This window comes from Micromonospora sp. NPDC004336 (assembly GCF_053602615.1).
The window spans coordinates 1-14,268 of sequence record NZ_JBSGDY010000050.1 but is presented as its reverse complement, the minus strand read 5'-3'; the positions used below and the strand labels follow the sequence as shown (position 1 = coordinate 14,268).

Below are 14,268 nucleotides of genomic sequence, written 5' to 3'. Positions count from 1 at the left end.
TGAGAGCACCGAAGATGGTGCGCAGTCGTGAGGAGCCAGCCGTGAAGTACATGTTGCTCATGCAGTTCAGCGCCGCCGGCACTGACTTCCCGCCGATCGAGAGGTGGACGTCGGAGGAGATCCGGGCGCACGTCGCCTTCATGGCGGAGCTCAACGAGAAGCTGGCCGCCGAGGGCGAGATGGTCGGCGGCGAGGGGCTCGCCGGGCCCGCCCAGGCGAAGATCGTCCGGGCGGGCGCCGGTGGCGCGCCCGTGGTCACCGAGGGGCCGTTCGCCGAGACCAAGGAGTTCCTCGCCGGTTTCTGGATCGTCGACTGCGACAGCCCGCAGCGGGCCGTCGAGCTGGCCGCGCACATCTCCACCGCGCCCGGCCCCGGCGGTCGGCCGTTGAACATGCCGATCGAGGTGCACCCCGTGATGTCGGCGCCCCCGCAGGAGATGTGACGACCGGACGCCCCGCCGAGGACCTGCTGCGCGAGCTGGCGCCGCAGGTCCTCGGCGTGCTCACCCGCCGCTTCGGTGACTTCGCCACCGCCGAGGACGCCGTGCAGGAGGCGCTGCTGGCGGCGGCGACACAGTGGCCGGTCGACGGCATGCCGGACAATCCGCGCGGCTGGCTGATCCAGGTCGCGTACCGCCGGATGGTCGAACTGGTCCGGGGCGAGGCGGCCCGGCGGCGGCGCGAAGACCTCGCCGCCCGCCGCGAACCGGACGACCGACGGGCCGCGCCGCCGCCGGACGAGGAACTGGCCGCCGACCGGGACGACACCCTGACCCTGCTCCTGCTCTGCTGCCACCCGGCGCTCACGTCGGCCTCGGCGATCGCGCTGACCCTGCGCGCGGTCGGCGGCCTGACGACGGCCGAGATCGCCCGCGCCTTCCTCGTGCCCGAGGCCACCATGGCGCAGCGGATCAGTCGCGCCAAGCAGCGCATCCGCGACTCGCGGGTCCCGTTCCGGATGCCCGAACCGGCCGACCGGGAGGCGCGGCTGGCCGCCGTGCGGCACGTGCTCTATCTGATCTTCACCGAGGGGCACACCGCCAGCCTCGGCGCCGACCTGCGCCGGGTGGACCTGTCGGAGGAGGCGATCCGGCTCACCCGGGCCCTGCGCGCCCGCCTGCCCGCCGACGCCGAGGTCGCCGGGCTGCTCGCGCTGATGCTGCTCACCGACGCCCGCGCCGCCGCCCGGACCGGGCCGTCGGGTGAGCTGATCTCCCTGGCCGACCAGGACCGGGGCCGGTGGGACGCGGCGGCGATCGCCGAGGGCGTCGCCCTGGTCACCTGGGCGCTGCCGCGCGGGCCGGTCGGGCCCTACCAGCTCCAGGCGGCCATCGCCGCGCTGCACGACGAGGCGCCCAGCACCGCGCAGACCGACTGGCCACAGATCCTCGCCCTGTACGAGGTGCTGGAACGCTCCTCCGCCAACCCCGTCGTCTCCCTCAACCGGGCGGTGGCGACCGCCATGGTGCACGGCCCGGCCGCCGGCCTGGCGGCGCTCGACGCGCTGGACGCCGATCCCCGGCTCGCCGGGCACCACCGGCTGCCCGCCGCCCGGGCCCACCTGCACGAGATGGCCGGCGACCGGGAACGGGCGGTGGCCGCGTACCGGGCCGCCGCCGCCCTGACCACGAGCCTGCCGGAGCAGCGGTACCTGACGATGCGCGCCGCCCGCCTGGCCACCGCCCCGACCGCGCCCTGACGCGGCACGGCGGCCCGGGTGGCCCGGCGGCCCGGGTGGCCGGGTGGCCCGGTGGCCCGGGTGGCCGGGTGGCCGGGTGGCCCGGTGGCCCGGGTGGCCCGGGTGGCCGGGTGGCCGGGTGGCCGGGTGGCCGGGTGGCCGGGTGGCCCCGATCGTCCCTCACTCCGGCGCGGGCCGCCCCGGTCGCCGGTACCGCGCTCGTCGGGGACCGGAGGAGACGTGTCGTCGCTGTCGAGCTGCCCCGTCCATGGGGCGGAGCGCCGCGGCCGAGGCGACCGGCGCTCCCACGGACGAGGCGGAGGCGCCGCGACCGAGGCCACCGGCGCTCCCACGGACGAGACGGGAGCGCCGCGACCGAGGCGATCGGCGGTCCCACGGACGGGGCAGCTCGACAGCGCGCGCCGCCGGTGGTCGGGCCGGCGGGGCACCCGGCCACCGACGGCGCGAAACGCCCTCAGCGCGCGGCGCAGGTCACCACGGGCGTGGCGTTGGCGCCGTTCCAGCTGCCGATGAAGCCGAAGCTGGTGCTGGCCCCCGCGCCCAGCCGACCGTTCCAGTCGACGTTGCGCGCGGTGTACGACGACCCGCTGCCGCTCACCGTGGCGTTCCATGCCTGGCTGACCGACTGGCCGTTGGCGAACGTCCACGTCGTCGTCCAGCCGGTGATCGCGGCGGAGCCGGCGGTCACCTTGACCTCACCCTGGAAGCCGCCCTGCCACTGGTTGACCACCGTGTACGTCGCGGTGCACCCGCCCGGCGGCGGGGTCGTGGGCGGCGGGATGGTGGGTGGCGGGATGGTGGGTGGCGGAGTCGTCGGCGGCGGCGTGGTGGGCGGCGGAGTCGTCGGCGGGGTGCTGCCGAAGACGGTCGCCTCCCTCGCGGTCGCCCGGATGCCGTTGGCGCCGTTGAAGATCCGCTGCCCCCAGGTGGTCAGGCTGGCGGGGTTGAAGTTGGTGACCATGTCGAGGTATTCGACGCCGCCGCCGTTGCCGCTCCACGACCAGCCCAGGTAGCCGATCCCGTTGGTCTGCGCGTACGAGAGGATGGCGTCCTCGTCGGGGTTGCCGTCGGAGTGGTCGAAGCCGAACTCGCCGACCACGATCGGCAGCTTCGCCGCGCGGAACCGGCCCAGGTAGTCGCTGATCTCGGCGGCGGTGTCGAAGACGCCGTACATGTGGATGGAGAACACGGTGTTGCGGTCGGGGTCGGCGGCGAACACCGAGGCGGCGTTGTCGCGCATGGTGAACGACCAGTCCTGACCCCAGTTCGGCGCGTCCACCATGATCGTGTGGTCCAGCCCGGCGGCGCGCAGCCGCCTGACGGCGTTCGAGGTGTCGGTGGCCCAGGTGCCGTAGCCCTGGTTGCCGTACGGCTCGTTGCCGATGTTGACGATGACGTACTTCTCCTGGCCGGCGAGGGCGCCGGAGACGCTCAGCCAGTAGTCGACGGCCTGGTCCAGGGTGGCCGCCCCGCTCTGCTCGCCGTAGCCGGTGGTGTCGTGCACCTCCAGCACGCAGATCAGCCGGTTGGCCTTGCACAGGGAGACGACGTTGGCGACGTCGGCGGTGTCGTTCTTCGCCCAACGCTGGCCGCTGGCCAGCACCACCCGCACGGTGTTCGCGCCGAGCGCCTTGATGTTGGCGAAGGAACTGGTCTGCTGCTGGTACCAGGTGTGCGCGTGGTTGACGCCGCGCATGACGAACTCGTTGCCGTTGGCGTCGTAGAGCCTGCCGTCGGCGACGGAGAAGCCGGTCGCGGCCCGCGCGGGCTGCCCGAACGCCAACACGGCGACCAGCAGCGCGAGCAGGGCCGCACCGGCGGCGGAGAGTCGTTTCTTCATGGCCTACCTCAGGGGAGGACCCCCGCTGCCCAGGAGGGGGTGGGACGTCACAGGGGATGGCGGCCGCAGCCCGGCAGCCGCCGCCCGGCTCCCGGCGGCGCACGGATCAGCGTAGGCCGATCGGTTCGGCCGCGCAATGAACCGGTTAAGGAGCTAAAGCGGAAACGGCGGGCGCGATGGTTGACCCGGCCCGGCCGGGGTATCCGGGGATGATCCGCCCGGATCGGAAGGAGACACGATGGTCAAGGTCGGTTACACCCTGATGTGTGAGCAGGCCGGCCCCAAACAGCTGGTCGACCACGCGGTGCGGGCGGAGGCGGCCGGCTTCGACCAGCTCGTCATCTCCGACCACTACTATCCCTGGCTCGACTCGCAGGGCCACTCCCCGTACGCCTGGTCGGTGCTCGGCGCGGTCGCGCACGCCACCAGCCGGGCGGAGCTGATGTCCTTCGTGACCTGCCCGATCCGCCGCTACCACCCGGCGGTGGTGGCCCAGAAGGCCAGCACCGTCGGGGTCCTCTCCGACGGCCGGTTCACCCTCGGCCTGGGCGCGGGCGAGAACCTCAACGAGCACGTGGTGGGCGGCTGGCCGCACGTGCAGCAGCGGCACGAGATGTTCGAGGAGGCGCTCCAGATCATCCGGCCCCTGCTCAACGGGGAGACGCTGACCTTCTCCGGCAACCACTACGACGTGCCCGACGCGTACGTCTGGGACCGCCCGCAACGGCCGGTGCCGATGGCCGTGGCCGCCTCCGGCCGGCAGTCGGCCACCCTCGCGGCCGAGTACGGCAACGGCATCGTCGCCACCGAGCCGGACCCGCACATCATCGAGATGTACGACGACGCCGGCGGCGCCGGGAAGCCCCGCTACGGGCAGGTGGCCATCTGCTACGGCCCGGACGAGGCGGAGTGCCGCAAGATCGTGCACGACCAGTTCCGCTGGTTCGGGATGGGCTGGAAGGTCAACGCGGACCTGCCCGGGCCGGAGTCGTTCGCCGCCGCCACCCAGTTCGTCCGCGAGGAGGACGTGGCCGAGGGCATCTCCTGCGGGCCCGACGTGGACCGCCACGTCGAGGCGTTCAAGAAGTTCGTCGACGCGGGCTTCACCCACGTGGCCATCGTGCAGGTGGGCGGCGAGACGCAGCCGATGTTCCTGGACTGGGCGCAGGAGCAGTTGCTGCCGCGGCTGCGCGAGCTGTGAGGATCTCGCCGACCCGGCGGCCCCGGTCGACCCCGCCCGGCAGGTTCGGCCCGGCCGAGCTGCGCCTCGCGCTGGCCGCGCCCCGCCCCGCCGCCGGCCTGACCAGCGAGTGGCGGCTCGTCGACGGGATCCGCACCCACATCCGCCGCACGGCCGACCCGGGCACCGGCGGCACACCGGTCGTGCTGGTGCACGGGCTGGCGGTGTCCCACCGCTACCTGACCCCGCTCGCCCTGGCGCTGGCCGACACCCATCCCGTGTACGCGCCGGACCTGCCCGGCTTCGGGCTCACCGAGCGCCCCGGGACGGCGTACGACGTGCTCCGGCACGCCGACCACCTGGCGGCCTGGCTGGCCGCGTACCGAATGCCGCCGGTCTGCCTGTTCGGGCACTCGTTCGGCGCGGAGGTCGTGGCGGCGCTGGCCGCGCGGCACCCCGACGCGGTCCGCGCCGTGGTGCTCGCGGGACCGACCAGCGACCCGGTCGCCCGCTCCCGCCGCCGGCAGTTCGGCCGCTGGCTCGTGGACACCCTGCGCGAGGCGCCGTTGCAGGCGCCGATCCTGCTCCGCGACGTCGTCGACGCCCGCCCCTGGCGGGTGCACGCCACGCTCTCGCACTCGGTACGCAACGGCGTCGAGGCGGACCTGGTCCGGATCGCCGCGCCCACGCTGGTGGTCGCCGGCTCCCGCGACCCGGTCGTGCCGGCGCCGTGGCGCACACAGGTGGCCCAACTGGTGCCCCGGGCCCGGACGCTGACCGTGCCGGGCGCCGCCCACAACGTCGCCACCACCGCGCCCGCGCAGGTCGCCGACGCCATCCGTACCCTTCTCGCCCCGTCGCTCACGAACAGGTGATCACATGCGCATCGGCAACACGGAGATCCGACCCGCCGGCGGTGGCCTGGGCTGCCTCCTGATGATCCTCTTCTCGATCGTCGCCTCGGTGGTCCTGACCGTCCTGCTCAACCTGGTCCTGTAACCACCCAGCCCGCCGATCCCACCCGTTGTGGCCCCACCCGGCTCACGACCCCACCGCCCGCTCGCGATCCCACACCCTCACGGTCCTGGCACGCTTGCGGTCCCCGCACACTCGCGATCCCACACACTCGCGCTCTCCACACACTTGCGGTCTCCGCACGAGATCTTGGTAGGGAAGGGCCCCTCCAGGGGCCTTTTCCTACCAAGATCTCCCGTCGGCCGACCAGGCCAACGCGGTCGGCCACACCAGGCCGGACGCGGTCGGCCACACCAGGCCGGACGCGGTCGGCCACACCAGGCCGGACGCGGTCGGCCACACCAGGCCGAAGGCAGTCAGCCGCGCAGGCCGAAGGCGGTCAGCATCTCGCGGGTCGCCTGGCGGACCGGGTCGAGGACGTTACGGCGCAGCCAGCGGGCGACCGGCGACACAGTCGCGCGCCACGCGGCGGCCACCGCCCGGCCCACGGGGCGGACGGCGTGCTGCCACAGCCACCTCCCCGCCAGCACGAACGGTCGCAGGGTGAGCGCGTAGCACCACCACAGCAGCCGGCCGGCCATCCGCCACGCCCAGCCGAGCGCGCCGAGCAGCGCCCGCCCCGCCGCCAGCAACCACCGGCCCACGGCGGCGAGCCCGGCGACCAGCACGCGCCCGAGCGGGGCCAGGACCCGACCCAGCCAGCGCAGCGGCACCCGAATCAGGTGATGAGCCAGCCAGGCCAGCGGCACCCACACCACCGTCCGGGCCAGCCAGGCCAACCCCCGGCCGAGCCACACCAGCGGCACCCACACCACCATCCGGACCAGCCAGGCCAACCCCCGGCCGAGCCAGCACAGCGGCACCCAGACCAGGGTGCGCAGCAGCCAGCCGAGCGGGCGCAGCAGCCAGCGGTCCAGGAGCCGGCCGACCGGCGCGAGCAGCCAGCGGTGCAGCCACCGGCCGGTGGCGGCGACCACCTCCCAGACCAGCCGCACGGGCACCACCACGACCAGCGCGATCCCGCGCGCGACGGCCACCAGCATCGGAGCGGGCGCGGACCCGGTCTGCGTTGCCTGGGCGTGCGGCGCCGGACGCGGCGTGTCGATCACCGGCACACGGTAACCAGCCCGGACAACCGCTGGCGGAGCCGGGAGCCGAGCTCGGACCAAGTCGAGGGCCGGGCTCGGGCCGGACCAAGGACGGCTGAGCCGAAGGTCGGGTCGAGGGCCGAGTCGAAGATCGGGGCGCGGGCCGCACTCAGGCCGGGTCGAGGGCCAGGTCGACGACGACCGGGTAGTGGTCGGAGGCGTACTCAGCGTCGCCGCCCCGCACCACCCGGCAGTCCCGCGCCCGGGCCGCCAGCGGCGCGGTGCCGAGCAGGTAGTCCAGCCGCATCCCGGAGAACTCCGCCCCGCCACCGTGTCGGGTCGGCGCGGTCAGCCCGGCGTCGGCGGTGCCGGCCGCCGCGTAGAGGTCGACCAGGCCGGCGGCGAGCAGCCGGGCCACCGCCCGGGTGTCCACCGTCCGCCCGTCCCGGCGCAGGTGACGACGACGGTACGCGGCGGGCAGCCGGGCGATCCGGTCGGCGTGGTCGGCGACCGGGTCGAGGGTGTTCAGGTCTCCGGCCAGCAGTCCCAGCTCCCCCGGCGCGCGGCGCAGCGCGGCGGCGACCCAGCCGGCCTCGACGCGCCGCCGCAGGCCGGAGTACGGGTCCAGGTGGACGCTCAGCACGGTCAGCGGGCCGGCGTCGGTCGGCACGGTGACCCGCTGCGCGGCGTGGTGGAACGGCCGGCGCACCGGGGCGGCGGCGAGGACGCGCAGCGGCGGCCGGAGCAGCACGGCCACCGGCTGCCCGAAGCAGGACCGGGCCAGGTGGGCGGTCATCCCCACCCGGCCCGCGAAGTCGGCGAGCACGCCGCTGCCCGCAGCGGCGGGACCGCCGCCGGGGGCAGGCGCGGCGGCCGGCCGGTCGTCGAAGTCTCGCAACTCCTGCAGGGCCAGCACGTCGGGCCGCTGCTCGGCGACGACCCGTACCAGCCGGTCGCGGCGGTCGGCGCCGCCGGAGTCCCGCCCGCCGGTCCGGATGTTCCAGGTCATCACCCGCAGCATCGCCGACGTCAGTCCGTCCGGGCGGCCTTGGCCAGCTCGTCGTCCAGGGTGTCCACGTCCTCGGACTCGATGCTGGGCCGGTTTCCCTCCCGCAGGTCCTCGTTGGGGCGGACCACCCAGTAGAGCAGCCCGATCCAGAGGGTGGTGAGGATGATCGCGCCCATGAAGTCGGTCGGGTGGTGCATGCCCCGGTACATGCGGGAGATCGCCACGCCGGCCGGCATCACCACGGCCAGCGCCACGAAGATCCACCGCCACCACCGGTCCGTACGCGGGAAGACGATCACCGCGATGGCCACCCAGACGCAGAGGGTGGCGGCGATGTGGCCGGACGGGAACGAGGAGGTCGGCATCGGTCCGTCGAGGTTGCCGACCGGCGGCCGCGGCCGGTCGACGGCCGCGGCGGCGGCGAGGAAGAGGCTCAGCTCGCCGAACATGGTCAGCGCGACGAAGAGCACCGGCCGCCAGCGCCGCCACACGGCCAGCACGAGCGGGCAGAAGACCAGCGAGATGAGCAGGATGGCGTGGGTGTCGCCGACCTTGCTCCACCAGTAGCTGAAGTCGTCCCGGCCCGGCGTGCGGTGCTCCGCGAACCACCTGGGCACGTCGGTGTCGAGGGTGGCGAAGAAGGTGCCCCCGGCGTGGTAGCTGACGAACATGCCGAAGCCGTAGAGCGCGCCGAGGACCAGCACCCAGCCGACGAGCAGCTCGAACACGGCGGCCCGGGGGTGCGGCAGCAGGTGCGCCTCGTCGGGGGCGGGCGCCACGTCGTGGGCGGCCTCCGGCTCCAGCCCCTCGGTCAGCGCCGGGACCGGCCGGCCCCGCTCCAGCCGCCACAGCCGGAAGGCGTACGCGGTGACGCCGAGCCAGGCGGCGCCGAGCAGCCAGGCCCCGAGCACGTCGGAGACGAAGTGCACGCCCAGCGCGATCCGGGTCAGGCCGATCAGGAACACGACGGTGGCGACCAGGGCGATCGCGGGCTTGCGCCAGCGGCGCGACATGGCCGGCAGGAAGACCAGCAGCAGCGCCCCGTAGGCGACCATCGAGCCGAGGGCGTGCCCGCTGGGGAAGCTGTCCCCCGCGTAGCTGCCGATCGGCACCTCCACCTCGGGGCGCAGCCGGTCGACAAGCGTCTTGAGCGCCGGGTCGAGGATCAGCGCGCCGAGGCCGGTGACGATCAGGAACACCGCGAGCCGGCCCTGCTTGCGGATCAACAGGCCGACCACGGCGACCGACACCAGCCAGACGATGACGGCCCGGCCGCCCAGGTCGGTGAGCGCGTTGAGCACCGTCACCAGCGGCCCGTGCGGCGCGACCAGGTCGTTGAGCCAGGCGGCCACGCCGTGGTCGACGTCGTACAGCGGGGTCCACCGGGTCCGGACCAGGACGAGGAGCACCCCGAAACCGACCCCGGCACCCAGCACGACCGCCAGGCCGGCGAGCGTCCGCTCGGTGAAGTGACCCAGGGGTCGTCGCAACGCCTCTTTGACCGCGCCCACGGCAGCCTCCCTCTCGCCTCTGGCGTGCCGCATTACCCGATCGGCGCTCCGCGTACACCGGGCCGTGTCCGAAGCGGACTACAGCGACGTCATGTCGCCGGTGTCGAGGAGCTCCTCGCGCTCGGTCTCGGGCTCCCAGAGGTCGGGCTGGGCGGGCTCGCGTACGCCGATCCGCAGCGCCTCGAGCTGGGCGGCGAAGGACAGGCCGCCGAAGAGCGCCACGCCGGTCAGGTTGGCCCAGAGCAGCAGCGCCATCATCCCGGTCAGCGCGCCGTACGTCTGGCCGAACCCGTCGCTGAACCGCACGTACGCGGCGAGCAGCAGGCTGGCCAGCCACCACAGCGCGGTGGCGATCCCGGCGCCGAAGAACAGCCAGGACAGGCCGGGCTGGTTGCGGCGGGGCGCGTGCCGGAACAGCACCGCGACGGCGACGACGGTCAGCCCCAGGCTGAGCGGCCAGCGCACCGCGTCCCAGACGCCGTTGGCGAGCTCGCCCCAGGCGTAGTGCCGCTGCACCGAGTCGCCCATCGGGCCGCCGCCGACGAGGATCAGGAACCCGGTCAGCGCCGGCACGCCGGCGGTGAGGGCGAGGACGGCGGCGCGGACGTACTTCCACAGCGCCGGACGGTCCCGCTCCACGCCGTAGATCCGGTTGGCCCCGCGCTCGATCTGCGCCATGGTGCTGGTGAGCGCGATCAGGCCGGTGACCATGCCGAGCCCGAGCGCCCACTCCCCGGCGCGCTCGGTGCGGTCGCCCTCGCCGAGCAGCTCGGCCACCACCGACTCGCTCGCCCCGGGGGTGAGCGCGAGCACCGTGTCGGCGACGACCTGACCGCCCTCCTCCACGCCGAGTTCGCTGATCAGACCGGTCAGCGCGATCAGGAACGGCACGACGGCGAGGCAGAGTTGCAGGGCGAAGGCCCGCGAGTGGCTGAACCCGTCGCCGTAGCGGAACCGGATGAACGCGTCCCGCAGCAGGTGCCAGCCGCCGTGGCGGCGCAGGGTGTGCCAGGCGTCGTCGGCGTTGAGCTCCTCGTCGGGCATCAGCCGGGTCTCCGGCACCATCCGGGTGCTACTCACGGCGCGCCTCGTCGATGAGCTGCTCGCCCCGCTCGGCCGCTGCCTTCGCGTCCTCGGCCAGGTCGGGATCCTGCTCCGGCTGCGGCACGCAGAGCCACAGGGCCCGCCGCCGGATCTCGGCCTTGAGGGTGCGGCCGGGCTCGATGAGGTCGCCGTCCAGCTCGCGGGGCTGGGCCCGGTTGCTGGTGATCTCCACGCGCCGGCCCCGGAAGACCTCCATCCTGGGGACGCGGTCCTGCTTGCGGACGACGGCCCAGCCGAGTGCCAGCCAGTGCCGCAGCGTGCGCGGGGTGAGCACCGCGACGTCGAGGTAGCCGTCGTCGGGCTCGGCCTCGGTGAGCAGGCGTACGCCGCCCTGGAGGCGCCCGACGTTGGCGACCAGGACCGAGCGGGCCCGCCGGCGGATCGGCTGCTGGTCGTCGATGCGGATGGAGACCTTCATCGGCCGGTCGCGCAGGTGCCGGGCGGCCCCCATGACGTACGCCGGCCAGCCGATCCGCTTCTTGGTGGTCTCCGAGGTGTCGGCGAGCATCTGGGCGTCGAAGCCCATGCCGGCCATCACGGTGAAGTAGTGGTCCTCGACCGCGCCGACGTCGAGCAGTCGGCGACCGCGTTCGACGGCGACCTCCAGCCCGGCGGCCAGGTCGTTCGAGAGGCCCAGGTTGGCCGCGAGCAGGTTGCCGGTGCCCTGGGGCAGCACGGCGAGCGCCACGTCGGTGCCGACCAGGGCGCTGACGCAGGACATCACGGTGCCGTCGCCGCCGCAGGCGAAGACCACCTCCACGCCGGCCTCGATCGCCTTCTCGGTCTGGCCGCGGCCCGGGTCCTCGACCGTGGTCTCGAACCACAGCGGCTCCGGCCAACCGGCGGCGGCGAGGGCGTCGTGGACCGTCCGCCGCAGCTCGTCGAGGTCGGCGACCTTGACCGGGTTGACCACCACGGCGGAGCGGAGGCCATCCTCGTGCGTCGCGCGCCTGTCCTGTCCAGCATCCACGGCGCCAGTGTGCAGCAGAACCGCCCCGGCAGCGACCCGACGAGGCGGTGACGTTACGCGCACCGAAAACGGGTTTGCCGCACGCCCGCCCCGGCCGTCACCCTCCCGGCCGACCTTCCGTCGCCGTCCGCCCCGCCGATCATGAGGTCGACGGCGGTTGTCGAGATCGACTCGACCGTCAACCTCACGATCAACGGGGTGGGATGGTCAGGCTGCGGGGTGAAGGGCGGTCTCCACGCGGCGGCGCAGGTCGTTGAGGTCGGCGCCGGCCTCGGTGAGCACCAGCGCGCCGAGGCCCTGCCCTTCGCGGAGCACCCCGAGCAGGATGTGCTCGGTGCCGATGTGGCGGTGGCGCAGCCGCAGCGCCTCCCGCAGGGCCAGCTCCAGCACCTTCCTGGCGCGCGGGGAGAAGGGCCCGCCCGCGTACCGTCGCCGGCCCCAGCGGCGGCGCGGCGCCGGCGCGGCCTCGCGCAGCGCGTCGGGGCCGAAGGACTCCTCGATCCGCGCGACGATGGCGGCGAGGTCGATGCCAATCTCGCGCAGGGCGTCGGCGTCGGCGTCGGCGAGGCCCGTGCCGCCCCGCTCGGTGTGCCGGCGGACGCGGGCCCGAAGGTCGTCGGCGCGGACGCCGGCCTCGGCGAGCACCCGCGCGGCGAGGCTGTCGCCGTCGGCGAGCAGGGCGAGCAGCAGGTGCTCGGTGCCGACGGGCCGCTGGCCCTCGTCCCGGGCCTCGTCCCGGGCGGCGCGCACCACGGTGCGGGCCCGGTCGGTGAACCGCTCGAACATCACGCCTCCCAGGAGGATCCGACCGCCGGTCGCCCGGCGTGCTTCTTGTGGACCGCCTGCCGGCTGACCTCGAGCTCGTCGGCGATCTCCTGCCAGGACCAGCCCTGTCGACGGGCGTTGTCCACCTGGACCACCTCGAGGCGTTCGAGCAGCCGGCGCAGCGCGCGGACGGCGCGCAGCCCGACCCGGGGGTCGGTGCTGCCAGCCGCCGCGGCGAGTTCCGTTGCCTGACTCATGGTGTCAACATACGTTGACACCACCTCGATGTCAACCCACGTTGACACCCGACGCGGGACGTCGAGTTCTGCCTCGACCGACGCGAAGGTCGCCCGCCCCGAAGCCTCACTGCCGGCGCCCGCCGTCCCCCGCACCCCCGCCCGTTGGGACACCCAGCGCCGCAGCGAGGTCGGCCGCGTGCTCGAACGCGGGCGCCGCCCGTTCGCTCTCCTGGGCACCGAGCCGGACGCGTCCCGCACGCTCCAGCATCTCGGCCGCCGTCTCCGGGTCGTCCAGCACCATCGCCAGCTCGGCGCGGTAGACCAGGACCTCCAGCCACGTGACCGGATCGTCGTCGGACCGCGCGTGAGCCAGTGCGCTGTCGAGGATCCGGACGGCCTGGCGGGCGTCACCCCTGGAGTCGGCCTGCACGACGGCGTTCGCCAGGGCCCTGGCCAGCCGCCCCTCCGGAGTGCTCGCCGGCACGGAATCGGCGGTCGTCTGCCGTACGACGCGGATCCAGTTGCCGCCGGGGTCGACGACACTGAAGCCGCCCACCCCGTCGTAGTTCTTCCGCGCTCTGGGTCGGGTCATCCGCGGCCTGCCGGACACCAGCACCTTGCCGTACGCGGCCCGCATGCCAGCGGCGAACGCCCGGTGCAGTCCCTCGATGTCGGAGCTGAGCACGAGGCAGGAGCCGTACGACTGGTCCGGGTCGAAGCCGGCGATCTCGAAGAAGTGCAGATTCAGGTCTTCACGCTGCAACGCCACGTACGGATTGGGCTTGCGTTGCTTGTACGTCGCGCGAAATCCGAGGACCTCGTAGAAGGCGGTGATGTCGTCGATGGAGGCGCAGGGCAGCAGGGGAACGGTCACCTCGTTGGCCATGCCTCCCTTCCTAGGCGCGGCAGGATCTCCGGCGCACACGGAAATGGCCGATCGTCCGGTCGCCTCCAACCGATCGGACCACCGGCGGAGACGCCGCTGGCCGGCACCCCGTGCGGGGTACCGGCCAGCGGTCGTGTTCGCGTGTGTGTCAGCTGTTCCAGTGCTCGGCGACGAGGTCGGCGGCCTGCTGCTCCCACTGCGCGTAGTGGTCCGGGTACGCCGACACCTGCACCGTCTGCGCGGCCTTCGTCAGGGGCATGTCCTGCCACCCGTCGACCTGCTTCAGACCCTTCAGGAACGCGGTGGTCGAGTACTCAGGGTTGGTGATCTGCTCCACCGTGCCCCACCCACTCGACGGGCGCTGCTGGAACAGACCCTGCGAGTCGTGGTCGTTGCGCTCACCCAGATGACCCAGGTTCTCCAACTTCGACTCCTGCAACGCCGTCCCGATCGCCACCACGGCGGCACGCTCGTCCATGCCGGCCTTCTTCGTCGCCGCCACGATCGCCTTCACGTTCGCGACCTGCTCATCGGACAGGTCGATACGCGACTGCGCGCCCTGCACACCGTGCGGAATCAGCTTCGCCGTGTCCACGCCCGGCTTGTCCGCCACCGCCACGGCGGTGATCGGCGTGCCCGCCTCGACCGGCGCGGCACCCTCACCATGGTTCAGCGGACCGGCGGCCAGACCACCGGCAACGGCCAGACCAGCAATACCCAGAACGCTCTTACGCATGATCGTGTTCACGATGGGCTCCATTCGGGGGAAGGCACCCACGGCCGAAAGGGGGATCGGACACGCGGGTGCAAGCACCGTCGGGCGCTCAAAAGGAACTCGGGGGAATCCGACACGGTAGCCGGGAAGATCTAGACCGGCCTCACGTCGACCGCAGGGGTGGCCCATGTTGCGGGGCGGGGGACGCCCTCGCGTCGGCCGGACCATGTGTAACGACCACCGGCCCGCCATCATTCCGGGGGCCCGGCCACGCCCGCGCCCGCAGG

General features: G+C 73.7%; 14 protein-coding genes. 4 read left to right on the top strand and 10 right to left on the bottom strand.

Going from position 1 to position 14,268, the window contains the following annotated elements; genetic code table 11:
* Window positions 1-50: 50 nt before the first annotated feature.
* Together ACWENR_RS13570 and ACWENR_RS13565 are read left to right on the top strand one after the other, a co-directional pair.
* A complete protein-coding gene (locus ACWENR_RS13570; RefSeq protein ID WP_452277314.1) occupies window positions 51-443 on the top strand; it encodes a YciI family protein in 393 nt (130 codons plus the stop codon).
* Window positions 440-1,699 (top strand): RNA polymerase sigma factor, encoded by a 1,260-nt coding sequence (locus ACWENR_RS13565; RefSeq protein ID WP_452277295.1) that lies wholly within the window; start codon window positions 440-442, stop codon window positions 1,697-1,699. The genes ACWENR_RS13570 and ACWENR_RS13565 overlap by 4 nt, the downstream gene beginning before the upstream one ends.
* Before the next feature lie 454 nt (window positions 1,700-2,153).
* Here ACWENR_RS13565 and ACWENR_RS13560 read toward each other — a convergent pair whose 3' ends face one another.
* Window positions 2,154-3,539 carry a cellulase family glycosylhydrolase gene (locus tag ACWENR_RS13560; RefSeq protein ID WP_452277294.1) on the bottom strand — a complete coding sequence of 462 codons (1,386 nt, stop codon included), beginning with the start codon at window positions 3,537-3,539 and terminating at the stop codon, window positions 2,154-2,156.
* Window positions 3,540-3,777: 238 nt separating this feature from the next.
* On the opposite strand from ACWENR_RS13560, the gene ACWENR_RS13555 reads away from it, so the two are divergent.
* Window positions 3,778-4,740, top strand: a complete 963-nt coding sequence (locus ACWENR_RS13555) for a TIGR03557 family F420-dependent LLM class oxidoreductase (RefSeq protein WP_452277293.1) — start codon at window positions 3,778-3,780, stop codon at window positions 4,738-4,740.
* On the top strand, window positions 4,737-5,594 hold the full coding sequence (locus tag ACWENR_RS13550) for an alpha/beta fold hydrolase (RefSeq protein ID WP_452277292.1): 858 nt from the start codon (window positions 4,737-4,739) through the stop codon (window positions 5,592-5,594). The genes ACWENR_RS13555 and ACWENR_RS13550 overlap by 4 nt, the downstream gene beginning before the upstream one ends.
* Before the next feature lie 456 nt (window positions 5,595-6,050).
* Here the strand turns inward: ACWENR_RS13550 and ACWENR_RS13545 are convergent, their stop codons facing one another.
* From ACWENR_RS13545 to ACWENR_RS13505, 9 genes are all read right to left on the bottom strand, one after another.
* Window positions 6,051-6,803: a hypothetical protein gene (locus tag ACWENR_RS13545; RefSeq protein WP_452277291.1), complete on the bottom strand. Its 753-nt coding sequence runs from the start codon at window positions 6,801-6,803 to the stop codon at window positions 6,051-6,053.
* Between the two features lie 148 nt (window positions 6,804-6,951).
* Window positions 6,952-7,803: an endonuclease/exonuclease/phosphatase family protein gene (locus ACWENR_RS13540; protein WP_452277290.1), complete on the bottom strand. Its 852-nt coding sequence runs from the start codon at window positions 7,801-7,803 to the stop codon at window positions 6,952-6,954.
* A gap of 8 nt (window positions 7,804-7,811) precedes the next feature.
* Complete coding sequence (locus ACWENR_RS13535; RefSeq protein ID WP_452277289.1) at window positions 7,812-9,302, bottom strand: phosphatase PAP2 family protein; 1,491 nt, start codon at window positions 9,300-9,302, stop codon at window positions 7,812-7,814.
* 78 nt (window positions 9,303-9,380) lie between these two features.
* A complete protein-coding gene (locus ACWENR_RS13530) occupies window positions 9,381-10,382 on the bottom strand; it encodes a YihY/virulence factor BrkB family protein (protein ID WP_452277288.1) in 1,002 nt (333 codons plus the stop codon).
* Complete coding sequence (locus ACWENR_RS13525) at window positions 10,375-11,376, bottom strand: diacylglycerol/lipid kinase family protein (protein ID WP_452277287.1); 1,002 nt, start codon at window positions 11,374-11,376, stop codon at window positions 10,375-10,377. The genes ACWENR_RS13530 and ACWENR_RS13525 overlap by 8 nt, the downstream gene beginning before the upstream one ends.
* Window positions 11,377-11,583: 207 nt before the next feature.
* Window positions 11,584-12,162 carry a Clp protease N-terminal domain-containing protein gene (locus ACWENR_RS13520; RefSeq protein WP_452277286.1) on the bottom strand — a complete coding sequence of 193 codons (579 nt, stop codon included), beginning with the start codon at window positions 12,160-12,162 and terminating at the stop codon, window positions 11,584-11,586.
* Window positions 12,162-12,398, bottom strand: coding sequence for an HTH domain-containing protein (locus ACWENR_RS13515; protein ID WP_089001290.1), 237 nt, complete (start codon window positions 12,396-12,398; stop codon window positions 12,162-12,164). Before ACWENR_RS13515 ends, ACWENR_RS13520 begins: the two co-directional genes overlap by 1 nt.
* 106 nt (window positions 12,399-12,504) lie before the next feature.
* Window positions 12,505-13,266: a VOC family protein gene (locus ACWENR_RS13510; protein ID WP_452277285.1), complete on the bottom strand. Its 762-nt coding sequence runs from the start codon at window positions 13,264-13,266 to the stop codon at window positions 12,505-12,507.
* 148 nt (window positions 13,267-13,414) lie between these two features.
* Complete coding sequence (locus tag ACWENR_RS13505; RefSeq protein ID WP_452277284.1) at window positions 13,415-14,014, bottom strand: hypothetical protein; 600 nt, start codon at window positions 14,012-14,014, stop codon at window positions 13,415-13,417.
* Window positions 14,015-14,268: the final 254 nt, after the last annotated feature.